Source organism: Capnocytophaga sp. ARDL2, assembly GCF_041530365.1.
In the GTDB taxonomy this organism is placed as follows: domain Bacteria; phylum Bacteroidota; class Bacteroidia; order Flavobacteriales; family Flavobacteriaceae; genus Flavobacterium.
The window spans coordinates 847,696-873,226 of record NZ_CP168034.1 but is presented as its reverse complement, the minus strand read 5'-3'; the positions used below and the strand labels follow the sequence as shown (position 1 = coordinate 873,226).

Sequence of the window (25,531 nt, the reverse complement as noted above, 5' to 3'; positions counted from 1 at the left end):
TTTCAGACAGCTTTTTATTATTGTATTAAAAAATACTATATTCTTCTTGTTTTTCTTTTGGAAGTGCGTTGAAACGAGCTTTACACTCTTCAATCATTTGAATAGCTGCTGCTTTATCTCCAAATCCATTAGTTTCTACTTTCTTGTTTTCCAAATCTTTATATACTTTAAAGAAGTGTTCGATTTCTTTCAATAAGTGAGCGTTTACATCGTTTAAGTCGTTCAACTCTCTCATCAAAGGATCTCCTGTAGGAACACAGATGATTTTTTCGTCGTTTCCTTTGTCGTCAGACATGTAGAATACACCTACAGGTTTTACTTCTACCAACAACCCTGGGATTGTAGGCTCTGTAAACAACACCAATGCATCCAATGGGTCGTTGTCCAACGCCAAAGTTTCAGGGATAAAACCGTAATCTGTTGGGTATTTCATAGATGAAAACAACAAACGGTCGAAACGCATTTTTTTCAATTCAAAATCAAATTCGTACTTATTTCTGCTCCCTGTTGGTATTTCGATAAACACATCGAAAGTATCTGTTTTTGCCATCTTTTATTTTATTTATTAATTTTTTGCGAAAGTACTCCTTTTTTATGAGATTTCAAACAAGTATCAGCTAAAAAACACTAAATTAAGCAAATACTTTCCACAACACAATGATTGTGATGATCAATAGAATAAACCACCATTCTAATTCAATACTGATTTTGATAGATTATTTTTTTGTTTTTTTCTACTTCCAGTTCAAAAAAATTATAACTTTGTATCAAGAAGTAAAGCAATAAGCAGGAGGAGAGGCAATCTCCCTACAAAGTCTCAGAATTTGTTTTTTATTTCTTTGAAATAAATGATTATCAACAAATTAAAAGACTTGAATTTTAAGTGCAGTTTAAAACTCATATTGCTTTCTTTTTTATGTTATAGCCCACTTCGTTAGGCATTTCACGGTAATTAACCCTGTGTTAGTTACATTACAAGTTTTATAAAACAAAAATTGCAGTCTTTTCGGACTGCAATTTTTGTTTTATAAAAGATTTAAAAATTAATTTCAAATCCTCCTTTTATACCAAATCTTCTTGCATTGGGAGTGTCTAAATAATTGCCTCTCCAACTAAAATCTATGCGGAATACTTTGAAAATATTTCCTACACCAACAAAATATTCGTAGTACAATTTATCCGAAGGTGCGTTATAGCTAATCATACTTCGGTTGAATAGTTTGTTTTTATCAGAAATGGCTCCCCATGCTCCTCGTATTCCTATAATTTCACGCCATTTTAATTTTCGAATCAATGGTATTCTTGAAAAAATCTTTCCGTTGAAATTGTGTGTAATGTGAAAGGTAACATATTGGTCTGTAACAAATTCATAATAATCCAATTGACTAAATCCGTTTTCGAGTACAAAATACGATTGATTTCCTGGCAATACATTGAGCAAACTCAATGGTACGGTGCCCCATGTTTTTCCTGCTTCGACTACAGCGGTCATGTGTCCAAATCCTCCGATTGTAAAAGGATGTCGGTAAAGAAATTGCAATTTTTGATACGCAAAATCAGTATCAGTGAGTCCGTCAAATCCTTGCGTAAAATTTAAGAAAAAGCGAGGAAATCTCCTTACGATTGCCTTTTGTTCTACCCCAAACCCCGCAACTTTTCTATTGGGTGTAAAATCAAAAGCTACATTCCATTCGTGCTGTTTGATTTGATCTTTTATCACCCCATCTTGAAAAAATGCCGTAGAAAATCTACTGAAATCCGCAGGTTGTAATTGTCTGTAATTGTAGGAAGTCCGCAACCTTATGTTTTTCAATGGTTCAATTTCAAAACCTGTTGAAAAATGCTGAATATGTGTGAGCTTAGAATTGTCACCTCCTGCCAATAGCGAACTCGAAGCAAATTCGCTTTTCATAAGATTAGACGATTGCATTAGCTGCCCCGCCAATTGTTCCACATCGTTTTTATAACCAATATGACCAATCAAACGCCAATCGTTGACCAACATTTTTTTTGCTTGCAATGCATATTTAAACTGTTGATCTTTCCAACCATAAGCCAAATATCCTTCCAATCTCCATTGATCGTTTTGATTAAAAAATGTTCGTCCACCAATGCGTGTGCGGATTCCCTCAATATCGTTGTAACCAAAAAATGTAAACAAATTTCCGTAGTCAAAATTTTTCCCTCTATAATATCCATTAGTCAAAATTTGAGTAAGGGTAGTTAGAGTTTTAAACTTTGGATTGTCTTGTAATTGATCCAGCATTTCGTATATATTCGCCTCATTTTTGTTGAGGTTTTCCGCTCTAAAATTTTGCCAAAAATATTCTGACTGATTATAAATCGTCGGGTCATAAGTTTTGGCTCTTTGCAGATAAAATGAAGCAGGTTTTTCGTCGTCAAAGACAAAATCGTTGTAATGCGTAGTGCGTTTGGCATACATACCACGAGCTTCTTCCTTTTTGGAAAGTGAAAAATCAGTCATGATAAAATCTTTTTTCAATAAAATCAAATCATCAGAAACAATGACAAATTCTTGCTCTATGAAAAATTCTTTTATCCAATTGACATCAGCTCCTTCGTTTGAATACATATTGATTTTCGTTACAGCCCAAGTTTGTTCATCTACGAAAAACTCACCTCTAAAGGTCAAACCACCTTTTCTACGAGGATAATATACAATGTGAAACGATTTTCTGTCGTCTTCTATCAGCGTATCGTGCAACACATAATTGTACACATCGATCCCTGTGCGAGAAATGGGACTTGTAAAATCTTTGTTAAACAATTTGATATAATTGTCGTAAATATCATACGCTTTATACAACTCTTTAGTTACTTCAGTAAAAAATGTATTATCTTCAAAACCAGAATTTTTATTACCCAATAGTTTTTCTATTTTCAAGTTTTTAGTGTTATCTCCGTAAACTTTACTTGCTTGTTCGTTGATAAAAATAGGTAAAAATGACTTTCCTGTAATTTTGGAAGTATCTACAAACTGAAACACCAGATCCATATTTTTAAACAGGGCATTTTTCATAAATGTACTGTCTATGGTATTAAAGTCAAATTGTAGTTTTTCGTATTTGTTATATGCGTATTGATTGAATTTATTGAGTCCGTTATTTTTACGATTTTCCCAAACTTTTCGTAAAATATCTATCGCAGGATTGTTTTTCTTAGAGGTTCTTCCTGAGTATATAATTATTTCTTTGAGTTCGTTTTCTGGTTTTAAAACAAGGTTAAAAAAGTTTGAATTGGCTGTATTCAAAGAAATAGATTCTTCTCTAAAACCAACGGCACTTACAATAAAATTTTCTTGTTTTTTTTTAGAATAAAGAGAAAACTCTCCATTGTCATTACTTTCTGTTTCAGCAGAATAATCTTCATAGTAAATGAGAGCATTTGCCACAGGATTACCCATATCATCTCGGACAACTCCGCTGATTTGTGTTTGAGCAAATGAATAAAATACACCCAAAAAAAAATATATTATCGCTATAAAATGTTTCATAAAAAAAGCCCCAAAAACTCTGAACGTTTTTGGAGCTGCAAATTTAAGATTATTTTTATTATTTATAAAGAACTTTTTTTACCGCTTTTACTACATCTTGTGCATTTGGCAACCATTCTTTCAACAAAGCTGGTGAATAAGGTGCTGGTGTATCGGCAGTCGTAATTCTTTGGATTGGAGCGTCTAAATAATCAAAGGCTCTTTCTTGTACCATATAAGTAATCTCTGATGCAACCGAACTAAACGGCCAAGCCTCTTCCAAAATCACCAAACGGTTGGTTTTCTTTACCGAGTTGATAATCGCATCGTAATCCATCGGACGAATGGTACGCAAATCGATGATTTCTACAGAAATATTTTCTTTTGCCAATTCGTCTGCTGCGATAAACGCCTCTTTCAAAATTTTTCCAAAAGAAACAATCGTAACATCTGTTCCTTGTCTTTTTACATCGGCAACTCCCAACGGAATTGTGTATTCCTCTGTAGGCACCTCTCCTTTGTCTCCGTACATTTGCTCAGACTCCATAAAGATTACAGGGTCGTTGTCACGGATAGCAGATTTCAACAAACCTTTTGCGTCATACGGATTAGAAGGAACTACTACTTTCAAACCTGGAGTATTGGCATACCAATTTTCAAACGCTTGAGAGTGTGTTGCAGCCAACTGTCCTGCTGATGCTGTAGGACCTCTAAACACGATAGGCATCGAAAACTGACCACCTGACATCTGACGCATTTTTGCTGCGTTGTTGATGATTTGGTCAATACCCACCAATGAGAAGTTAAACGTCATAAATTCTACAATCGGACGCAATCCATTCATTGCCGAACCTACCGCAATACCAGCAAAACCAAGCTCTGCAATAGGTGTATCGATTACGCGTTTTGGACCAAATTCGTCAAGCATTCCTTTACTTGCCTTATAAGCACCATTGTACTCAGCAACTTCCTCCCCCATCAAATAGATGTTTTCGTCTCTACGCATTTCTTCGCTCATTGCCTCGCAAATAGCCTCTCTAAATTGTATTGTTCTCATAAAGATATGTTTCTATTATAAAGTCGCAAATTTAATACTTTTTTGAATATCTGTGAAGGATTTTTGTTGATTGTTTTAATTTGAAAATGAGATTTCATCATAAAAAATAATCTCTATCTTTGTTTGGAAATAATCACAAGATGAAAAACATATTTTTCTGGTCGATGCTTTCTCTTTCAACTTTCGCTCAAAATCAGCATATATTATCAAATGAAATAGCACTAAATCTTGCTGAATTGTCATTGCATTGCGTTCACACAGAATACCCAAACAAAACAGGACACACATTCAATACCGAGGCTGAAGTAGGTTTGTCTCCAATAGATTTACATCCTACCTTTTACGGTTGCTATGATTGGCAGAGCTCTGTACACGGACATTGGATGCTGGTACGTTTGCTAAAAACGTATCCCAATCTCTCTATAAAACAAGAAATTATTCAAAAACTCAATCAATCGCTTACCAAAGAAAATCTATTGGAAGAAGCCTTGTATTTTTCTAAATACCCTTCGGCTAAAACTTTTGAAAGAACTTACAGCTGGGCGTGGTTACTAAAATTGGACGAAGAAATTTCAGTACTTGCTCGTACAGAACAACACGAATACGCTAAAAAGTGGAAAGAAAACCTACAACCTTTGACCAATGAAATAGTAAAAAATGGAAAGACTATTTACCTAAACAAACCTATCCCAACCGAACTGGAGTACACCCCAATACAGCATTTGGATTGGCATTTGCAATCGATTGGGCAAGAGAAGTTCAAAATGTAGAATTTGAAAAACAACTCATCGAAAAAGCAAAATATTTTTATCTCAACGACCGAAAAATCCCAGCTCATCTCGAACTTGACGGATCGGATTTTTTCTTTCCAAGTTTGAATACAGCCTACCTGATGACGCATGTTTTGCCTGAAAGAGAATTTTAAAAATGGATTTTGCCTTTGCTATTTGAAAGTGATTATGGAGGCGGACATTGGTTGGCGATTTTTGCAATTTATGCCATGCTAAATTCAGATACATCAAAAGAAAATTCAATCATAAATTCAAATAAAAAAATCAGACTACATTGAGTAGTCTGATTTTTTTATACCGCTATAACTGTTGCTGCTCCTACTAAAACGAACATTACAATTATAAAAACTATAATCCAGAAAAAGGAGATGACTAATCCTGCTATAGCAAATCCTCGTGGGCGTCTGAAAACTCCAATCATGGAAAAAATAGCACCCATCAACCATAAAATAAAATTTAATATTGGAATAAAAGAAAGAACCGATGCCAAAATAGCAAAAACAAATCCTGCAATTCCCATACTATTTGAACTCTTTTCTCTTACATAAAGAACATGTGGGTTGTTTAAATCGTTTGTTGTATTTTCCATAAGCAATTTTACTTACTATTCTTCTTTTTGCCCCATCATCATCAGGTATGCTTTTAAAAACGGGTCGAGACCACCGTTCATTACAGCATCTACATCACTAGTTTCGTGTTGCGAACGCACGTCTTTTACCAATTTGTACGGATGCATCACATAGTTTCTAATCTGTGACCCCCACTCGATTTTCATTTTACTTGCCTCGATATCTGCTCGTTGCTCTAATCGTTTTTTCAATTCTATTTCGTACAACTGTGATTTCAACATTTGCATTGCACGTTCACGGTTGTCATGCTGAGAACGAGTCTCTGAACACTGAATTTGTATTCCTGTAGGTTTGTGTAGCAATTGTACTTTCGTTTCTACTTTATTTACATTTTGCCCCCCTGCCCCACTCGATCGAGCGGTTGTAATTTCAATATCTGCTGGACTGATTTCGATTTCAATAGTATCGTCCACCAACGGATATACGTACACCGAAGCAAACGACGTATGACGTTTGGCGTTGCTATCAAAAGGTGAAATACGCACCAAACGATGTACGCCATTTTCTCCCTTGAGATACCCAAAAGCAAATTCGCCTTCGATTTCCAGAGTTACTGTTTTTATACCAGCCACATCACCTTCTTGAAAGTTGAGTTCCTTGATTTTATAACCATTTTTCTCACCCCACATCAAGTACATACGCATCAGCATAGACGCCCAATCGCACGATTCTGTACCACCTGCACCCGCTGTGATTTGCAACACAGCACTCATGGCATCACCTTCGTCTGACAACATATTTTTGAACTCGAGATTTTCTACAGCTTCCAATGCTTTTTCATACAATGCATCCACTTCTTCAGCTTCTACTGCACCTTCTTGAAAAAACTCCATTGCTATCAACAATTCGTCTTTGGTTGCGACTGCATGGTTGTAGTCTTCTACCCATTTTTTCTTTGAACGAAGGTTTTTTACTATCATTTCTGCCTCTTTGGCATTGTTCCAAAAATCAGGAGCAAACGTTTTTTCTTCTTCGTTGGTAATTTCAATGAGTTTTTTTTCTATATCTAAATATTTGTGCAAAGATTCTACTCGTTCACTCAAATTTTTTATTTGTTCGTTAGTAACCATATTCTTTTTAAGAAAATTTCCGCTAAATTACATAAAAAACACATTACTGCCGTATTGTCAGTAAAAAAATATTGGATACATTTTTGAATAGTTCATACTATGAATACAAATCAAATTAGGATAAAAAAAGAACAATTTACTATTCCACTTCTCTTTATTTTTATATTGTGGAGCATCTATTATATCAACTGGAGATTTTCTTTTGAATGGGAAAACTTTGGCATACATCCAAGAGAACTTTTCGGATTAAAAGGCATCTTGTTTTCTCCCTTTTTACACGGTTCTATCGAGCATATTGCCAACAATAGTATAGCAATTATTGTATTATTTCCTTTGGTTTTATATTATTACCCCAAATATTGGAAAGTACTTTTTATAGGTGGAATCGTACTGTCTGGATTAGGTACTTGGTTGATTGCCGAAAGCGGAGTACACATTGGAGCTAGTGGATTGATATACGTATTTACCGCTTATTTGTTTTTTACAGGATTGCGAAGTAAAAATTTTCGATTGATGGCAGTATCATTTTTTGTTGTGCTTTTTTATGGAAGTTCGATTTGGTATATGTTTCCCAATGTAAAAGAAGGAATCTCTTGGCAGGGACATTTGGCAGGATTTCTCACTGGACTGTCTTTTTCCTATCTTTTGCCCATACATTCCACAGAAAAAACATACGCCTATGACTGGCAAAGACCCGATTTTGATCCTATGAAAGATGATTTTATGAAACATTTTGATGCAAAAGGAAACTTCAAGCCAAAGCCAGAATGTATCATTGATAAAGATGGATATGTTTTTTTAAAATATAAAAAATTGCCAATCACAAAACAAAGGATACAAGTTAAAAATTTTGAATTATCCCTCAGTCAAATCTATGTAGTAAAAAACAAATGAAGATATTTTCAAATTTCAATAGTTTTTAATTTTTTTACATATTTAAAAAATAATCATAAAAACATGAAAACAATGAAAAAATTTTTACTCCTATTGATTGCAACCATAGGATTGCATTCGTGTATAAACGAAGACAACACGCCTAAAACAGCTTTGACTTTTCGAGAGGTAGCTGATGGATTAAATGCCAATCCTGATATAAATGCACAAAACAAAATGATCAATTCTCAACAAGAGTGGATTTCATTTTTATCACAATTTACACTCAATGCTATTGTAGAGTTTTAAGAAGTCAACATTGATTTCAATGCCTACACTGTATTGGCAACCGTTGAAAAATAGAGTACTACACGAAGTATAGACATTGTAAAAGTATCTCAAGAAAACAACAAAATCTATGTAGATAGAAAAAAACTTGAAAGATTTGACACAACGGCAACTTCTACTCCTTTTTACATTGTAAAAATTCCAAAAACAAACTATCAAGTAGTATGGAATCCAGTGAAAAACAATTAATGTTTAAAAGCTTTTCATAATTTATGATTTTTTATTATTAATGAACAAGGCTGTCAAAAATATTGACAGCCTTGAGTTTTATTATACTACTTCTCAATTTTACCAATTTCTCCTTATCAATTACAATTTTCTTTCTATAATATTCGTAACTTTGAACCGAATTTCACTTTCAGATTATGAGTTTTTATTATATCGATAGAAGTAAGATTTCGTTTGAAGATTTTATTGCTTCGAACGAAATCAAACAACATCTAAAAGCATTTTTGCACGAGCAACAATTCAAACATTTATTTGAACAATACAAAATTCCCGTAGCCAACAAATTGCTTTTGTACGGCGATAGCGGTTGTGGTAAAACAATGACTGCCAAAGTAATCGCCAATCATCTCAATAAAAAATTGGTGATTGTAAACCTTTCGACTATCGTTTCTTCTAAATTGGGCGAAACTTCCAAAAATCTCGAACAACTCTTCAAAGAAGCTCAATACGAAAGTATGGTTTTATTGCTTGATGAATTTGATTCATTGGGACAAATCAGAGATTATGACAACAACGACAATTCGGAAATGAAACGCGTAGTAAATGCGATTATTCAACTGATGGATTATTTTCCTCAAAAATCAATTCTCATTGCTGCAACCAACCAAATTCACATGATAGACGATGCTTTGAAACGCCGTTTTGAATGGCAAATTCAATACAAAGCACCTGTAAACGAACAATTGGACGAATTATACAATATTTTGAAAAAGGATATTCCAGAGAAATTTCACCCAAAAAAAAATATATATAATGTGTCGTATGCCCAAGCAAAAGACGATTTTTACAAGCAAGTAAAACAGGCTATTATCAACCAACAATTAGAACAATAATATATGAATACAAACGATATTCGTTGGAAACATTTACTATCGTTGAAAAAACACGGCGATACTCATACTCGCAACAGAACAGACGAAAACCCCACGCGCATCGGCTTTGAAGTAGATTATGACCGTATCATATTTTCCAATGCTTTTCGCAGTTTGCAAGACAAAACTCAAGTAATTCCGCATTCTAAAACCGATTTTGTACACACGAGATTGACACATAGTTTGGAGGTTTCGGTGGTTGGTCGTTCGATTGGTCGTGCAACAGGAACTCAATTGTTGGAAAAATATCCGTCATTGGTAGATGCTGGATATACCATCAACGATTTCGGAGCGATTGTAGCTGCTGCTTGTTTATGCCACGACATTGGAAATCCTCCCTTTGGTCATTCGGGGGAAAAAGCAATTGGCGATTTCTTTAAATTTGGTGCAGGAGAAAAATACAAGCTCGACCTCACCCCTGCTCAATGGCAAGACTTAATCACCTTTGAGGGAAATGCCAATGGTTTTCACATTTTGACAAATTCAAGAACAGGCAGCGAAGGTGGATTACGTATATCGTATGCTACTTTGGGAGCGTTTATGAAATATCCGAAAGAGAGTTTGCCCCACCGCCCTTCCCTACATATTTCTGATAAAAAATACGGATTTTTCCAAAATAGTAAAGAACATTTTCAAGAAATCGCAGAAGAATTACAACTCATTCGCAAAGAGGGAGATGAAATTGCTTACCACCGTCATCCATTGGCGTTTTTGGTAGAAGCTGCAGATGATATTTGCTACACTATTATTGATTTTGAAGACGGTATCAATCTCGGTTGGATTGCCGAAGAACACGCTTTGGAATATTTGTTAAAAATCGTAAAAGACTACATCAACCCAAGTAAATACTCAGAATTACAAACCACTCAAGAACGCGTGAGTTATTTGAGAGCATTAGCCATTGGTAGTTTAATCAACGATGTGGTACGAGTGTTTATGGAAAACGAAGAAGCCATTTTGACAGGTGAATTTGCTCATTCACTTACAGATAAATGTAGTTTTGTTGCTCAGATGAAAGACATCATCAACATAAGCAAATCCAATGTGTACGAAAGCAAAGAAGTGGTGGAAAAAGAAATTGTAGGTTACAAAGTTTTACACACGCTTTTGAAAAAATTCATCACAGCGGTCAATCATCGTTTTGAAGGAACAACAACTCATTACGACGATTTGATTTTGCGTTTGTTACCCAAACAATACCATAGCGACAGCGAATGTCTTTACACTCGACTACTCACGGTTTGTAGTTTTATTTCGCTACTCACTGACGGAAAAGCTATGGAATTGTTTCATTTGATTGATGGGAAATAATTTTCAATAAAAAAAACCGCCAAAAAGGCGGTTTTTATCATTATATCACTCGATTATCTTGAATAATTTGGAGCTTCTTTTGTAATGGTCACACCATGAGGGTGAGATTCACCAATACCAGAGACTGTCAATTGTACAAATCTTGCTGTTTCTTGTAGCGTAGTAATATCTTTTGCTCCGCAGTATCCCATACCGGCTCTCAATCCTCCGATGAATTGCGTCATAGACTCAATCAATTCTCCTTTGTAAGGTACACGACCTTCGATTCCTTCTGGAACCAATTTTTTTACATCGTCTTCTACATCTTGGAAGTAACGATCTTTCGAACCGTGTTTCATAGATTCTACAGACCCCATTCCACGGTAAGTTTTGAATTTTCTTCCTTCAAAGATTACTGTTTCACCTGGAGATTCTTTCGTTCCTGCCAACATAGAACCCAACATTACAGCGTCAGCACCTGCTCCAATAGCTTTAGGAATATCTCCTGTGTATTTCAATCCACCGTCTGCAATTACAGGCACTCCTGTTCCTCTCAAGGCAGCAGCAACTTCCATTACTGCCGAAAACTGTGGAAATCCTACACCAGCAACTACACGAGTAGTACAAATAGAACCTGGACCAATTCCCACTTTTACTGCATCAGCTCCAGCCTCTACCAAATAAAGAGCCGCCTCTGCTGTAGCGATATTTCCTACCACCACATCTACTTGTGGAAACTGAGCTTTTACCGCTTTTAAAGTTCCGATTACACCTTTTGAGTGTCCATGAGCTGTGTCGATAATCAAAGCATCTACACCTGCTGCAACCAATGCCGAAGCTCTTTCTACAGCATCTGCTGTAACTCCAATCGCCGCTGCGACTCTCAAACGACCAAATTTGTCTTTGTTTGCATTGGGTTTAAGAGTCAATTTGGTAATATCACGGAAAGTAATCAACCCAACCAATTTATTGTCAGCATCCACCACTGGCAATTTTTCGATTTTGTTTTCTTGTAAAATATGTTCAGCATCCTCCAAAGTAGTTCCTTCCAAAGCAGTAACAATTGTCCCCGAAGTCATCACCTCTTCAATAGAGCGTTTTCCATCTTTTTCAAAACGCAAATCCCTGTTGGTAACAATTCCTTTCAATACTTTATTTTCGTCAACTACAGGAATACCACCAATTCCATGTTCTCTCATAGCTTGTTTTGCATCGGCAACCGTAGCGTCCAAAGGCAAAACCACAGGATCGATAATCATCCCCGACTCTGCTCTTTTCACTTTCCTCACTTCCAATGCCTGTTGCTCGATGGTCATGTTTTTATGCAAAACACCGATTCCTCCTTCACGAGCCATCGCAATCGCCATATCACTTTCTGTTACTGTATCCATCGCAGCAGAAATAATAGGAACGTTTAGTGTAATATTTTTTGTAAATTTTGTTTGAATATTTACTTCTCGTGGCAAAACCTCCGAATAAGCCGGAATAAGAAGTACATCGTCATAGGTAAGCCCCTGACCTACTATTTTTGAAGTATGTGCTTTCATTTGCAATTATAGTTGAATTGCATGCAAATTTATAACAATTTTTCTTTATGAGAAAATATTTTAAACTAAAAACTCTGTGAAAAATTTCTTCATTCAATTTCCATTACTCCTCATAAATCAAATATTTCTTTCTAGTTTTTTCAAAATCTTCCAATCCTTTTTCCCATGATTTTTTGATTTCTTTTTCCGAAAGGTTTTGCTCTATTTGCTTTCTCAAGACGCCTGATCCTGCCAATGTATTGAAAAACTTATTGAAAAACACTTTTTTATCACTCGTATGTTTATAGGCTTTAATGACCCATTGCAAGTCCAATCCTGGTTGTTTGTCGTATTGGGTCAAATCCTCCCCATAACACACTTTCCCTTGATGCATCGGACTTTTTGCTCCTTCGTTGGGTTGTGGAGTAAATTTGTAGGGCATATTTTTCAAAAATGGCGAACCATACACTTGAAATTGTGTTGAAGTTCCTCTTCCTACGCTCACATTAGTTCCTTCAAAAAAACACAAACTCGCATACAATTGTATCGATTGGTCGTTAGGTAAATTTGGCGAAGGTTTTACTGGTAAACTATATTTTTTATTTTTGGTGTAATTTTCACAAGGAATCACTGTCAAATCGCATTGGATACTATTTTTTAGCCATTTTTCACCGTTAATCATTTGTGCATATTCCCCAATCGTCATTCCGTGTAAAACGGGAATTGGGTGCATTCCCACAAAACTTTTGTAATTCATATCCAGTATAGGTTCATCGATTTTGCTACCAATAGGATTAGGTCTATCTAATACAATTACAGGAATATTTTGCTCGGCACAGGCTTCCATCAAATAGTGCAAAGACGAAATATAGGTATAAAAACGCACCCCAACATCTTGTAAGTCAAACAACATAACATCAATATTTTCCAAGTGTTTTTCGGTAGGTTTTTTATTATTTCCATACAACGAAATAATAGGTAGTCCCGTTTTGGTATCTTTTCCGTCTTTTATGAGTTCGCCCGCATCAGCAGTACCTCTAAAACCGTGTTCGGGAGCATAAACTTTTTGTACCGAAACACCTTTTTCAAGTAAAAAATCTACCAAACTTTGCGATTTTTGTTCGATTGTCAATTTACAAGCGATACTATCATTTGAAATTACAGATTTTGTAGTAATGAAAACATTCCCCGATTGATTGGTAAGAATGCCCACTTTTTTTTCTTTCAATAAAGGTAAATAAAGTTCAGAACGATCAGCTCCCGTGCGAATAGGAGTTTCGGATATTTCAACAGTTTTTTCAACCGTTGAAGAATTAGGTTGAGCATTGCAAGAAAAATTTACTCCTAAATACATAAGAGCTAATGTGATAAAAAATGTATGTTTTTTTGTCATGAAATTTAGATTTTGTTTTTTTTCGAATGTTTGGATTGTTCTATATTTTATAGTATAGGGTAAATATAAAGATTCTTTTCGATAGACAAAAATCACAACATTAGAAACCGTTATTTATAATAGATGAAATGGCTTTTTGACAAATTAAAAAAGATTTATTATTTTTGGAGAATATAAAATCAAAATTAAAACAAGAGTACACAAAAATCTAATATAAAAGAAGGTAGTTATTTACTCAATTTCATCAAAAATTTTGATTTTGTAAAAATAGAAAAAGAAACGAAAAAGATTAGAATTGTTCGACTCTCCGAGTCGTTTTTTTTGAGTGATCTATACTTACCCCCCAAGTTTACACTTGGGGTTACGCATAGTTTGACACTCCGTGTCGCCAACTGATTGATGTCGAAGTTCCGCAAAGCAACTTGATAGAGTTGAACCATACATAACCCAATGTGTCAGCTTTGGTAAATTAACAGAGGTGTCTACTCCCATACGGAGTACGGTACAAAAATTAGAAAGTTCTATTTTATAACCGAGATTTTAGTTAGTATTTAAAAAATAAATCATTTTGAAAGTTGAATTATTTGTAACTCGTAAATTAATATCTTCACGCAATTATAAAAACAGCGTGTCGGCTCCCATTGTAAAAATCGCCATTGCAGCGGTTTCTTTGGCTATGATTATGATACTAATTGCTTTTTCGACAGGAACGGGATTGCAATTGAAACTACGAGATAAAGTTACATCCTTTGCAGGACATATCACCATATCCAATTACGACAACAACCATTCCGAAGTTACTACTACTTCGATTGAAAAAAAACAGGCGTCTTATCCTATATTTCAACAAATTAGCGGAATAATTTCTGTACACCCCATCGCTACCAAAGCAGGTGTCATTCGCACGAACGAATCTTTTGAAGGCATCATCTTCAAAGGTGTGGACAAGGATTTTTATTGGAAAAAAATAAAAGACTATCTCACACAAGGTCGCTTACCTCAATTTGAAAACGAAGGCATGACCAACGAAATCATTCTTTCAGATTACATTGCCAATCGATTAAACATAAAAATTGGAGATAAAGTACAAACTTATTTCCTAAGAAATGATTCGCACGAACAACCCATTGTAAGAGGGTTTACTGTTGTAGGTCTTTATACTTCGGGCATCGAACAATTGGATAAAAATTTTATGTACGGCGATTTAAAGCACATCCAACGATTGAACCGATGGAGCGAAAACGAAATTGGTGCTTTTGAAGTTTTGATTGATGATTTTAAAAAAATTGATTTTATTTCAGAAAAAATCTATGAAAACATTCCGTCTGAATTAAATGCTGTGCCTATCACTGATAAATTTTACAATATTTTTGAATGGTTGAAAATCTTTGACATTAATATTTATATCATTTTATCATTGATGATTGGTGTTGGTGCTATCAATATGATTGTAGTTTTATTGGTTTTGGTTATTGAACGAACTCAAATGATTGGAACTTTGCAAGCCTTGGGAATGAGAATTTCATCTATACGAAAAATATTTTTATTTCAAACAACTTATATTTTACTCAACGGATTGTTTTGGGGAAATTTAATAGGATTAGGTCTATTATTTATCCAATATCAATGGGGTATAATTACACTCGACCCAGCACAGTACTATGTAAAAGAAGCTCCTGTGCATTTTGATATTTTTCAAATCGCAATGGTCAATTTACTATTTGTCATCCTCTGTTATTTGATTCTAATCGTACCATCATATATCATTCATTCTCTCAACCCTATAGAGGCGATGAAAAGGAAATAAAAACGAGGCGTTTGCCTCGTTTTTTATTATTTTTCACTGTACATATATGCTACCAAAGACTCTAACTCTCTATCTGTCATAGTCTTTAAAATTGCAAAATTGGTTTCCATTACGCTATATTGTTCAGGATCTACAATCGGTTTTGCTTTTTTTTTCAAAAAGGCAATCATATCACCATTTTGCTCTTCGTAAACTTTTACGATTTCTTTGATACTTGGTCCAATGATTTTCTGGTTGGGTTTATGACAAGAGGCACAAGCCGCACGATTGCTCTCAAACAAGGCCTTTCCCTCAATCACCAAAAGTTCTTCTGGAGAGACATTGGCTGTAGCCGACACTGTTTTTTCTTTTTTTCCGCAAGATATACTCAACACGGCAATTCCTAATAGTGCAATTATTTTTTTCATATTTCCGAAACTCTTATTGTGTTTACCATTCCTTTTTCTTTGATTGGCATCGATGCCAAATTGAGTGTAAAATCTCCTTTGGCTACATAACCTTTTTCTTCAGCAATACGGTTGATATCTTCAATGGTGACATCTGTACTTTCGTATTTGTCATACCAATACGCCGTTACTCCCCATAATAAATTGAGTTGTGTGAGCATTCGTTTATTGGATGTAAACGCCAAAATATGTGCTTTGGGACGCCAAGCAGAAATTTGGAAAGCTGTATATCCCGAATTGGTCAAGGTATTAATTACTTTTGCCTCGATATCGTTGGACATTATCGCAGCATGTAGACAGATAGATTTGGTTATAAAACGCTTTGTTCTGATTTTTGGATCATTTAACGGTAATTTGATTAATTCCGAATTTTCTACACTTTGCAAAATCGAACTCATTTTTTCTACCACTTGTACAGGGTAATTTCCAACGGAAGTTTCTCCAGAAAGCATTACAGCATCCGCACCGTCCATTACAGAATTGGCAACATCATTTACCTCTGCACGTGTAGGCGTAAGACTCGTAATCATACTTTCCATCATTTGTGTTGCAATAATTACTGGAATACGAGCGTATTTTGCCTTGTGAACTAACTTTTTCTGAATCAATGGCACTTCTTGAGCAGGAATTTCAACCCCCAAATCTCCACGAGCTACCATCATACCATCGCAGTGAGAGACAATTTCGTCTATATTTTCTACCGCTTCTGGTTTTTCAATCTTGGCAATAATAGGAATTTTATATGGTGCATATTGAGTAATCAATTTACGCAAATCTTCCAAATCTTCACTACTTCTCACAAATGAAAGAGCAATCCAATCGACTTCATTTTCAATTGCAAATACAGCGTCTTGACGGTCTTTTTCTGTCAGGGCTGGAAGGGATACGTTTGTATTGGGAAGATTCACCCCTTTTTTAGATTTCAACTCACCTCCTTGGATTACACGAGTTTTTACCTCATGAACTAGATCGGTAGAAATCACTTCAAAAATCAATTTCCCATCGTCGAGCAAAATAACTTCTCCTGCTTTTACATCTTTGGGAAATTGCTTGTAATTCATATACACTTTTTCGGCAGTTCCTACAAACTCTTTTTCTGTAGAAAAAGTAATGATGTCGCCAGGATTTACAAAAACACCTTCTTCCATCACACCTACTCTCAATTTTGGACCTTGTAAATCGGCTAAAATCGAAGTATTATAACTATATTCTTCGTTTAATTCTCTAATTATACGAATACGTTCAGCAATATCATCATAGTTTGCATGTGAAAAATTGATACGAAATACATCCACACCATTTTCAATCATTTGGTGGATGATTTCTTTAGAGCTACATGCAGGCCCTAAGGTTGCAATGATTTTTGTTTTTTTTCTTGCTCTCATTATAAAATAAAGTTATTGATATTTTTTACATCTTCCATTTCAACTTGATAAGCCATGGAAATATGTTTAATAAAATTTAGTTTTTTCAACAGTTGATCGACCTGAAAAGAATCATCAACATTTTCGATTTTAAGCCAAAAATCTACTGTTTTGTAATCGAATGAAAAATAACAAACCGATTGAATCTCCCCAAACAGATCAAATGTTTCACCACTTTTTTCATTTGTAACAAACGATTTATTGGTAATCAATCGCCAAATACAAGATTGATCATCTTTGAATACATAATGCGAAAATGGAAACGTACCTGTTTTGTTTATAATTTTTACATCATCTCGTTCTCTACAAAGATGTACTTGTATGACCTGATTGATCAAATAGGCAAGTTTGTAATCTTCTAACGAAGTTGTCATAGCAATCAAGACAAAATCATCGTAATAAAAATCGTCTAATACTAATTTATACATACTTGCTTGTAGAATTTGAATTATTTTCGTTCAAAGATACGTTTATTTAGGAAAAATTTCATTCTTTTTTGAAAATGTTAATTGTAAAATAACATTGCATTTGCCATGTTTATTTCATTTTGTGTCTCATTTTGTAATACAATCGCTGAGCAGCTTTTTCTTCGGCTTTTTTCTTACTTGTTGCTGTGGCTTTTGACAATTCTTTTTCGTTGACAACCAGTTTGCTTTCAAAAAACTGTTCGTTTGGTCTGTGGTTTTTGACTTCATAAGTTATAAATTGAAACGACCATTTTTTCTTTTGAAAGTATTCGATCATATAACTTTTATGACTGGCTATTTTCCCTTCTAAAGATTCTAAGCTACTGAAATTGTTTATTATATATTTTACAATTACTTTTCGGCACATTTCTATCCCATAATCGAGATAGATCGCACCGATGAGAGATTCGATCAAATTTCCTTCAACATTGTCGTTAAAGCGATTGATATCTGTTTTGGTATCGAGTAGTTTGAGTACTTCCAGTTTTTTTCCAATTTGATTGAGATGCTCACGACTCACGAGTTTTGAACGCATTTTTGTCAGGCTACCTTCGTCTTTAGAAGGTAAATTGTCGTACAAATAAATGGCAGTGATATAGTTTAATACCGAATCCCCCAAAAATTCCAATCGTTCGTTATTGATACTATTTCCCTTTGCGTCTACCTTGTTTACAGAGCGATGTGTAAAGGCTTGTTTGTAAAAATGTTCTTTTCTGGGAACTATACCAATGCGTTTGTAAATTTCATTACAAAAAATCCCGTCCTTTTTAGAACGGGATTCGTTTTTGAAAAATATTTTTTTTAGAAAATACATTATTTTTCTACTTTTTTCATCAATATACAAGCGTTGTGTCCTCCAAATCCAAAAGTGTTGCTCATAGCCACTTTAATATCGCGTTTTTGAGCTTGATTGAAAGTAAAGTTCAACTTTGAATCAATGTTTTCATCATCTGTAAAATGATTGATTGTCGGAGGCCAAATTCCTCTTTGGATTGCCAAGATACAAGAAATAGCTTCGATCGCACCTGTAGCACCCAACAAGTGACCTGTCATAGATTTTGTTGAATTTAGATTCATTGTATAGGCATGTTCTCCAAACACTTCTTTGATAGCTTTTGTTTCGGCAATATCTCCAAGAGGTGTAGAAGTACCGTGAAGATTTAGTACATCTACATCTGTAGGTTGCAATCCAGCGTCTTTCAAACAGTTGATCATTACATTTTTAGCACCCAATCCTTCTGGATGAGGAGCGGTAATGTGATGAGCATCTGCCGACATACCTCCACCACCGATTTCGCAGTAGATTTTTGCACCACGAGCTTTTGCGTGTTCATATTCTTCCAATACCAAAGCACCTGCACCCTCTCCTAATACAAAACCTTCGCGGTCTTTATCCATTGGTCTTGATGCTGTTTTTGGATCATCGTTTCTTGTAGAAAGTGCGTGAAGAGCATTAAATCCACCAATACCCGCCATCGTAACTGCAGCTTCCGAACCACCTGTAACCATTACATCAGCCATACCCAAACGAATATAATTGAATGCATCGATGATAGCGTTTGTAGAAGACGCACAAGCCGAAACTGTAGTAAAATTTGGACCACGCAAGCCGTATTTCATCGAAATCAAACCACCTGCGATGTCAGCAATCATTTTTGGAATAAAGAATGGGTTAAATTTTGGTGTACCATCTCCGTTATTGAAACTTGTCACCTCATCTTGAAAAGTTTGCAAACCACCGATTCCAGATCCCCAAATTACACCTGCTCTATCTAAATTTATTTTTTCTAAGTCAAAGTTGGCATCCTGCATAGCTTCAGTTGCTGTAACCATTGCATACTGAGTATATCTATCCATTTTTCTTGCCTCTTTTCTGTCGATAAAATCCTCCGCTTTAAAGTTTTTTACCTCACAAGCAAATTGAGTTTTGAATTTTGACGCATCAAAATATGTAATAGGTGCCGCTCCACTAACACCGTTAATCAAGCCGTTCCAATATTCTTCGATATTGTTTCCTATCGGGGTAAGAGCCCCTAATCCTGTAACAACAACTCTTCGTAATGCCATATATTTATATACTATGTTTTATTAAAACAAAAATTTTTCTCAAAAATAAGAAAAACTTTTTACATTTCAATCATTCTAGAGAAATGTCCTAAATAAATTATTTAATTTATGTAAAATAATTGCGATCATACAAAAGTATTTTTGTCATTTCTACAAATAATGAAACCTTTTAATATTTAATAAATTAACTTTCTTTACTTTGAATGACATAATATTTATTACAAAAATTTTTATACAGTTCTTTATTTAAAGATAATAGAGTATAACAACACCTTTCATCACAAATGCAATGAAAGGTGTTTTTATGAAGTTATTAGTTTTTAGCTTCTTCAATATAAGAAATAGCTTGACCTACAGTAGAAATGTTTTCTGCTTGGTCGTCTGGAATTTGAATATCAAATTCTTTTTCGAATTCCATAATCAACTCTACTGTGTCCAATGAATCAGCTCCTAAATCGTTTGTGAAGCTTGCTTCGTTTGTTACTTCATTTTCGTCAACTCCTAATTTGTCAACGATAATCGCTTTTACTCTTGATGCAATGTCTGACATAATCTTTAAATTTAAATTTAACGGGGCAAAAATATAAAACTTTATACAATCCCCTCACTTTTTTTTTAATTTTCTTTAGTGCAAAAGTATTTTTTTTTCTATCTGCACTATTTTTTTTCTCCTTTATTTTGTTGCAAAATCTATTTTCGCTTAGCATCAAAGCTCGAAATGCCTCATCTTCAAAAAGGTTTAATGTAGTTTGCTCTGTACAAAAAAACTGCCTAAGAAAAAACTCAGACAGTTTTTTTTCAAAAATTATTTAACTATTTTCAAAATACCATTCTCTGCTTCATGAATATCATATTCTACCCCATTATAAAACACCTTTCGAATATAAAAAGATCTTTTTCCCTTTTCTGCAATAATCTTTATATAATCAAATTTATTATCATCATATTGCAATTTGTAATAAGAAGTTACCTCGTTGTTTTCTAGCAAATGTTCATAAATCAACATTAATATTATCACTTTTGGAGTTGAATTCCCTATATAATGAACCTTTGCATACCCTTCTACATTTTCCATTTTTTGACCATTGCGACGACCGCTTGTAAAATATAAATCGTTCCAATTTTCATCCGTCACAATTACACTAAGCTTTTCTTCTTTGTAAACATTTGTTTGAAACAAATCATTTCCCTGTTCATCTAAAAAACTTAAATGTAGAAAATTACAATCAAAATTTTCTTCGCTGGTTTTTTCATCAGATGTATTACACCCAACGAAAACAAATAAACTCATAAATAAATAAACTAACTTTTTCATAATTATCTCGGATTTATGTTATTAATCATATGTTGTTGATAAATATAATTTAACGAAGGATCTCCGTTAGATTCATTCCAATTTTCATAATCATACCAACCGTTATATTGTCCATTCCACCCCCAATTCATATTTATCACGCTTGCTATTTTTATTGTATCGGTATAGCCATTATTATATGTGGTAGTTCGATAAATAGCTTCATACCCATCAGCTACCCAAGCATGACAATTTTCATATGAATATGTTGTCTTACCTATTGTCCATCCAAAAACACCTATTTTTTTAGGTCTCGTTTTTATCTTTCTTATTCCACAGCCATCTAAATAAACAGGTTTAGAATTTATTAAATCATTTACTAAATCATCAGTGTTTAAGTTCATAACATTAGAAGCATTATAGCTATAATGAGTAACTAATGCATTTCTTGCGTCAGAAGAATAAGCTCCTGATCCTGTACAAGAATAACTCATAGAAACTTTAGCACCAATATCTTGCATAAAATATGCAACATTATGAGCCTCGGAAGTAGTATAATTTTGTTCTGTTACCACATTAGGCATATTGTTGATTTCGTAAATATTTGGATGATTGTAGTATTTCATAATCTGTGCTACAGCAGTTGCTACACAACCTGTAGGAGCAGTCCCTTGAGGGCAATTGTTGAATCTAACAAAGTTGTTATATCCAATAATACTAAATCCTGGTGTTGTACTTAAACTTTGTCCCCAAGCTGTTGTTAGATGAGGTCCATAAGTTTCTGTCACATCCTCCTGATTCACAATTTCTATTGGTGATAAAGGTGGTAAAGAAATTATGTTTCCATCGCTATCTGCTATACCAATAGAGAGTTCTGGATTTACAACATTCCATTGAGCGATTACATCTGCATTTGGTCTCACATTTTTTGTAATAAGATTATCAATCTTCAAATACTTAGTATATGCCCAATCTACAACCCCTCCGTACTCTTCTATATTCTCAAAATCAAATTTTCCAAAATTACTATACGCCAATATAGGCTTTTCAAATATAGAAGCAGATAGTACCACAAAACCTTTGTTATTAGCAAGGTTTATAGCATACATAATAGGAACTCCTCTGTCGTTTTCAATGGTTTGTACCTCTTCGATTTCATTAACAGAAAAAACTGGTAAGCCTTTTGCTTGGTTTGTTTTTCTATTCAAGAAATTAACAGCAGATTTTTTGGCTTGATCAATAGTAACAACAGTACTAACAGCAGTTTCCAAGTTTTCGGTTTCACTGCTTTTGGCATCTAAAGAAAACTCGTTTTGACAGGAAAATAGGCTAATTAATAAAAAGCCTAACAAACTTCTTCTACGCATACATATATGATATATTGATTAATAATTTTCAAAAAAAATCAAAAAAAATCAGAAAATCAAAAAAAATCCTTTTTTTAACAAAAATCATAATCAACAAATTAAAATACACTATTTTTTATTCAATAAAACAGTATGTATTTTGTTTGTCTCTATGGTAATTTCCTACTATCAACAAGGAATTATAAATAATTTTCTAAACAAAATTTCACATTTACCCTCCTTGAGCTTTGATAATTATTTTTTAAACCTGTTGTGCATTATGAAATAAAATAAAAAAAGTTGTTCATTTAACTGAAATTCAGTATATTTAGTTCGCTAAAACAAATAAAAAATGAACAACTTAGAGCAAATATACGAAAGAATTTTAGAAGTTTTAGAAGATTTTTTTCCTCATCAACTTTTACCTTATCAAAGGAGAAAGCCAAAAATGAGTGATTTAGAATTGGTGAGTTTAAATTTAACAGCAGAATATTTAAGTATTGATAGTGAATTACAACTCTTTAGAAAAATACCTAATTCTTTGAAAAACAAAATAGAAAGAAGTGTTTATAACAAAAGAAAACGAAATCTTTTTTATTATATAAATCAGATTAGGGAAAAACTTGCAATGTGTTTTAATAGAGAGGAGAGTTATTTTGTAATTGATAGTATGCCTTTGAAAATATGTGAAAATGCTAGAGCAATGAGAAGTAAAATTTGTAGAGACGAAAGTTTTTCATATCCTGATTATGGTTTTTGTGCTAGTCAGAAGTTACATTATTTTGGATATAAATTACACATAATCTGTTCAATAGAAGGTATTGTACAAAGTTTAGATATGACTCCAGCATCTGTTCACGATGTTCATTATTTAAAAGATGTTAGTTCTCAAATTCAAAATTGCGTTTTGATTGGTGATAGAGGTTATATATCGTCACAATATCAATTAGATTTGTTTAACACTGCTACTATTCAGTTAGATACACCTAAAAGAATAAATCAAAAAGATTACAAACCTCAATTTTATTTATTCAAAAAGAAGAGAAAAAGAATCGAAACTCTATTTTCTCAACTTTGTGATCAATTTATGATTAAAAGGAATTATGCTAAATCATTCAACGGTTTTAAAACACGAATTATCAGTAAAATAACTGCTTTAACCTTAATTCAATACATTAACAAATTTGTATTAAAAAAGGAAATAAATAAAATTAAAGCAAGTATAATTTAAAATGCACAACGGGTTTTTTTAAATAATACCCTATGTTTTTTACTCCTATGTACAATATATTTTCAGAAACAATGTATTATTTTTTTTCTGTATATGCTTTTTTTTTTAGAATTTTGCAGACAACTAATTTAGTTATATTCCTTCCTAATTTATGAAAAAAGTACTTTTATTAGCTTCAGGTTCAGGTTCTAATGTAGAAAACATTATCAATTATTTTGCTACTACTTCTCATGATATTTCTTTTGAAGTGATTGCCAATAAAAAAGACGCTGGTGTGTTTGAAAGAGCCAAAAGATTGCAAATTCCTGCTCATTACTACCCAAAATCGAGATTTGAAAACGGAGATTTTGCTCAATTTGTGAAAAATTTTCAACCCGATTTGATTGTTTTAGCCGGATTTTTATTGCTTTTTCCTGCCGATGTAGTGAAAGATTTCCCTAATAAAATCATCAATATCCATCCTGCTCTATTGCCAAATTATGGCGGAAAAGGCATGTATGGACATCATGTACACGAAGCTGTTTTGGCAAATAAAGAGGCATTTACAGGAATTACGATTCATTATGTAAACGAGCAATACGATAAAGGTGAAATCATTTTACAAGAAAAAACCAATATCGAAAATTGTACTACTGCTGACGAAATTGCTCAAAAAGTTCACGAATTGGAATACAAGTTTTTTCCAATTGTAGTAGAGAAATTGTTGTTTGGATAATGTCAGATTTAAGTACAAAGTATTAAGTATATTGTATTACATTTTACAACAATCCATTATAATAAATGAAACACTTTCAATACAAAAATTCAAGCATACGATATACCGATACAGGCAAGGGTACTTGTGTGGTATTTCTCCATGGTTTTTTGGAAAATCTGCACCTTTGGGACGAAATCATTCAAGATTTTTCGCATAAACATCGCATTATTACCTTAGATTTATTAGGTCACGGAAAGAGTGATTGTATCGGCTATATTCACACGATGGAAGACCAAGCAGATATGCTACACGCCTTGCTTTCTCACCTAAAAATCAGAAAAGTGATTTTGGTTGGTCATTCGATGGGTGGATATGTTTCTTTGGCTTTTGCCGAATTGTATGCAGACAATGTGAAAGGTTTGGTGTTGGTCAATTCTACCTCTCGTGCCGATTCGGACGAACGAAAAGAAAATCGAAATCGTGCAATAGAAATGGTCAAAAAAAACAAAAATCTTTTTATTCGCATGGCTATCCAAAATTTGTTTGACACCGAAATATTAGACACTATTTCTGATAAAGTTGAACAATTTACACAACAGGCATTAGAAACGCCAACGCAAGGAGTTATTGCCGCTTCGGAAGGAATGAAAGAGCGAAACGACCGTGAAGTTTTGTTGCATTTTTCACCTTATCCAAAATGTATCATCGTAGGAAAAAAAGACCCTATCTTGTCTGCAAAGGCTGTAGAAGAAGAAACTTTTGAAAATGAAACGCAATTTATCTCGTTGCCTTGCGGACATGTTGCTCCTATAGAATGCCCCGAACTTTTGAAAGAAAACCTAAAGTCTATAATCAAACAATGGTAAATGAACGATTCATTTACCATTGTTTTTTTATTTCCTTATAAGGTACAAAACACTATAAAAACAAAGTAGAAATTATCAGTGATGTGATGATAATAAACATTCCATCAAATTCATCATACAGAAAATTAAACCAATCTACCACAAGATTTAGTGTTGAAAATACAAACAATAAAAAAGCAAAGAAAAAGGTAGAATCTGCCAATAAATTGGCTTTGAATTTTATTTTCTGTTCGTCTTTTTTATCAAAATCCGTATATCCCCTGCCATTAGATTGTATTTTTTTCAAATCGTATCAAATAAGCGATGACAATAAAAA

Annotated in this window: 24 protein-coding genes and 1 pseudogene; 9 read left to right on the top strand and 16 right to left on the bottom strand. The window is 33.8% G+C overall.

Annotated elements, in window-relative coordinates:
• Positions 1–25: 25 nt before the first annotated feature.
• The 3 genes from AB4865_RS04295 to AB4865_RS04285 form a co-directional block, all read right to left on the bottom strand.
• Positions 26–550 carry an inorganic diphosphatase gene (locus AB4865_RS04295; protein ID WP_372474505.1) on the bottom strand — a complete coding sequence of 175 codons (525 nt, stop codon included), beginning with the start codon at positions 548–550 and terminating at the stop codon, positions 26–28.
• 486 nt (positions 551–1,036) lie between these two features.
• The gene (locus AB4865_RS04290) at positions 1,037–3,481 is read right to left on the bottom strand and encodes a DUF5686 family protein (RefSeq protein ID WP_372474504.1); all 2,445 of its coding nucleotides are present in this window, start codon (positions 3,479–3,481) and stop codon (positions 1,037–1,039) included.
• Between the two features lie 91 nt (positions 3,482–3,572).
• Positions 3,573–4,550, bottom strand: a complete 978-nt coding sequence (locus AB4865_RS04285) for a pyruvate dehydrogenase complex E1 component subunit beta (protein WP_372474503.1) — start codon at positions 4,548–4,550, stop codon at positions 3,573–3,575.
• Between the two features lie 140 nt (positions 4,551–4,690).
• Here AB4865_RS04285 and AB4865_RS04280 point away from each other — a divergent pair.
• A pseudogene (locus AB4865_RS04280) lies at positions 4,691–5,475 on the top strand (DUF2891 family protein).
• A 158-nt stretch (positions 5,476–5,633) separates the two neighbouring features.
• On the opposite strand, the gene AB4865_RS04275 reads toward AB4865_RS04280, so the two are convergent.
• Together AB4865_RS04275 and prfB are read right to left on the bottom strand one after the other, a co-directional pair.
• Positions 5,634–5,930 (bottom strand): hypothetical protein, encoded by a 297-nt coding sequence (locus tag AB4865_RS04275; RefSeq protein WP_372474502.1) that lies wholly within the window; start codon positions 5,928–5,930, stop codon positions 5,634–5,636.
• A 15-nt stretch (positions 5,931–5,945) separates the two neighbouring features.
• Entirely contained in the window at positions 5,946–7,040 is a 1,095-nt protein-coding gene (prfB, locus tag AB4865_RS04270; protein ID WP_372474501.1) for a peptide chain release factor 2, read from the bottom strand.
• A gap of 99 nt (positions 7,041–7,139) precedes the next feature.
• On the opposite strand from prfB, the gene AB4865_RS04265 reads away from it, so the two are divergent.
• The 4 genes from AB4865_RS04265 to dgt all read left to right on the top strand — a co-directional run bounded on the left by AB4865_RS04265 (position 7,140) and on the right by dgt (position 10,672).
• Entirely contained in the window at positions 7,140–7,934 is a 795-nt protein-coding gene (locus AB4865_RS04265) for a rhomboid family intramembrane serine protease (protein WP_372474500.1), read from the top strand.
• A 72-nt stretch (positions 7,935–8,006) separates the two neighbouring features.
• Positions 8,007–8,222 (top strand): hypothetical protein, encoded by a 216-nt coding sequence (locus AB4865_RS04260; RefSeq protein WP_372474499.1) that lies wholly within the window; start codon positions 8,007–8,009, stop codon positions 8,220–8,222.
• A gap of 404 nt (positions 8,223–8,626) precedes the next feature.
• Positions 8,627–9,322: an AAA family ATPase gene (locus AB4865_RS04255; protein WP_372474498.1), complete on the top strand. Its 696-nt coding sequence runs from the start codon at positions 8,627–8,629 to the stop codon at positions 9,320–9,322.
• 3 nt (positions 9,323–9,325) lie between these two features.
• Positions 9,326–10,672 carry a dGTP triphosphohydrolase gene (gene dgt / locus AB4865_RS04250; RefSeq protein ID WP_372474497.1) on the top strand — a complete coding sequence of 449 codons (1,347 nt, stop codon included), beginning with the start codon at positions 9,326–9,328 and terminating at the stop codon, positions 10,670–10,672.
• A 53-nt stretch (positions 10,673–10,725) separates the two neighbouring features.
• Here the strand turns inward: dgt and guaB are convergent, their stop codons facing one another.
• Complete coding sequence (gene guaB / locus AB4865_RS04245) at positions 10,726–12,198, bottom strand: IMP dehydrogenase (protein WP_372474496.1); 1,473 nt, start codon at positions 12,196–12,198, stop codon at positions 10,726–10,728.
• 103 nt (positions 12,199–12,301) lie between these two features.
• Entirely contained in the window at positions 12,302–13,570 is a 1,269-nt protein-coding gene (locus tag AB4865_RS04240; RefSeq protein ID WP_372474495.1) for an exo-beta-N-acetylmuramidase NamZ domain-containing protein, read from the bottom strand.
• A gap of 568 nt (positions 13,571–14,138) precedes the next feature.
• On the opposite strand from AB4865_RS04240, the gene AB4865_RS04235 reads away from it, so the two are divergent.
• Positions 14,139–15,377 carry an ABC transporter permease gene (locus AB4865_RS04235; RefSeq protein ID WP_372474494.1) on the top strand — a complete coding sequence of 413 codons (1,239 nt, stop codon included), beginning with the start codon at positions 14,139–14,141 and terminating at the stop codon, positions 15,375–15,377.
• A gap of 26 nt (positions 15,378–15,403) precedes the next feature.
• On the opposite strand, the gene AB4865_RS04230 is transcribed toward AB4865_RS04235, so the two are convergent.
• From AB4865_RS04230 to AB4865_RS04195, 8 genes are all read right to left on the bottom strand, one after another.
• A complete protein-coding gene (locus tag AB4865_RS04230; RefSeq protein WP_372474493.1) occupies positions 15,404–15,784 on the bottom strand; it encodes a c-type cytochrome in 381 nt (126 codons plus the stop codon).
• On the bottom strand, positions 15,781–17,208 hold the full coding sequence (pyk, locus tag AB4865_RS04225) for a pyruvate kinase (RefSeq protein ID WP_372474492.1): 1,428 nt from the start codon (positions 17,206–17,208) through the stop codon (positions 15,781–15,783). Before pyk ends, AB4865_RS04230 begins: the two co-directional genes overlap by 4 nt.
• Positions 17,208–17,675, bottom strand: a complete 468-nt coding sequence (locus AB4865_RS04220; protein ID WP_372474491.1) for an IPExxxVDY family protein — start codon at positions 17,673–17,675, stop codon at positions 17,208–17,210. The genes pyk and AB4865_RS04220 overlap by 1 nt, the downstream gene beginning before the upstream one ends.
• 109 nt (positions 17,676–17,784) lie before the next feature.
• Positions 17,785–18,528, bottom strand: coding sequence for a ribonuclease III (gene rnc, locus AB4865_RS04215; RefSeq protein ID WP_372474490.1), 744 nt, complete (start codon positions 18,526–18,528; stop codon positions 17,785–17,787).
• Positions 18,528–19,781, bottom strand: a complete 1,254-nt coding sequence (fabF, locus tag AB4865_RS04210; RefSeq protein ID WP_372474489.1) for a beta-ketoacyl-ACP synthase II — start codon at positions 19,779–19,781, stop codon at positions 18,528–18,530. Before fabF ends, rnc begins: the two co-directional genes overlap by 1 nt.
• A 313-nt stretch (positions 19,782–20,094) precedes the next feature.
• Positions 20,095–20,331 (bottom strand): acyl carrier protein, encoded by a 237-nt coding sequence (locus AB4865_RS04205; RefSeq protein ID WP_372474488.1) that lies wholly within the window; start codon positions 20,329–20,331, stop codon positions 20,095–20,097.
• 255 nt (positions 20,332–20,586) lie between these two features.
• Positions 20,587–21,096, bottom strand: a complete 510-nt coding sequence (locus AB4865_RS04200) for a hypothetical protein (RefSeq protein WP_372474487.1) — start codon at positions 21,094–21,096, stop codon at positions 20,587–20,589.
• A 2-nt stretch (positions 21,097–21,098) separates the two neighbouring features.
• On the bottom strand, positions 21,099–22,442 hold the full coding sequence (locus AB4865_RS04195) for a C10 family peptidase (RefSeq protein ID WP_372474486.1): 1,344 nt from the start codon (positions 22,440–22,442) through the stop codon (positions 21,099–21,101).
• A 331-nt stretch (positions 22,443–22,773) separates the two neighbouring features.
• Here AB4865_RS04195 and AB4865_RS04190 point away from each other — a divergent pair, with 331 nt between their 5' ends.
• The 3 genes from AB4865_RS04190 (at position 22,774) to AB4865_RS04180 (ending at position 25,215) form a co-directional block, all read left to right on the top strand.
• Complete coding sequence (locus tag AB4865_RS04190) at positions 22,774–23,652, top strand: IS982 family transposase (RefSeq protein ID WP_372472445.1); 879 nt, start codon at positions 22,774–22,776, stop codon at positions 23,650–23,652.
• A 151-nt stretch (positions 23,653–23,803) separates the two neighbouring features.
• Positions 23,804–24,367, top strand: a complete 564-nt coding sequence (locus AB4865_RS04185) for a phosphoribosylglycinamide formyltransferase (protein ID WP_372474485.1) — start codon at positions 23,804–23,806, stop codon at positions 24,365–24,367.
• 65 nt (positions 24,368–24,432) lie between these two features.
• Positions 24,433–25,215, top strand: a complete 783-nt coding sequence (locus AB4865_RS04180) for an alpha/beta fold hydrolase (RefSeq protein ID WP_372474484.1) — start codon at positions 24,433–24,435, stop codon at positions 25,213–25,215.
• Positions 25,216–25,267: 52 nt separating this feature from the next.
• On the opposite strand, the gene AB4865_RS04175 is transcribed toward AB4865_RS04180, so the two are convergent.
• Positions 25,268–25,501 (bottom strand): hypothetical protein, encoded by a 234-nt coding sequence (locus AB4865_RS04175; RefSeq protein ID WP_372474483.1) that lies wholly within the window; start codon positions 25,499–25,501, stop codon positions 25,268–25,270.
• Positions 25,502–25,531: the final 30 nt, after the last annotated feature.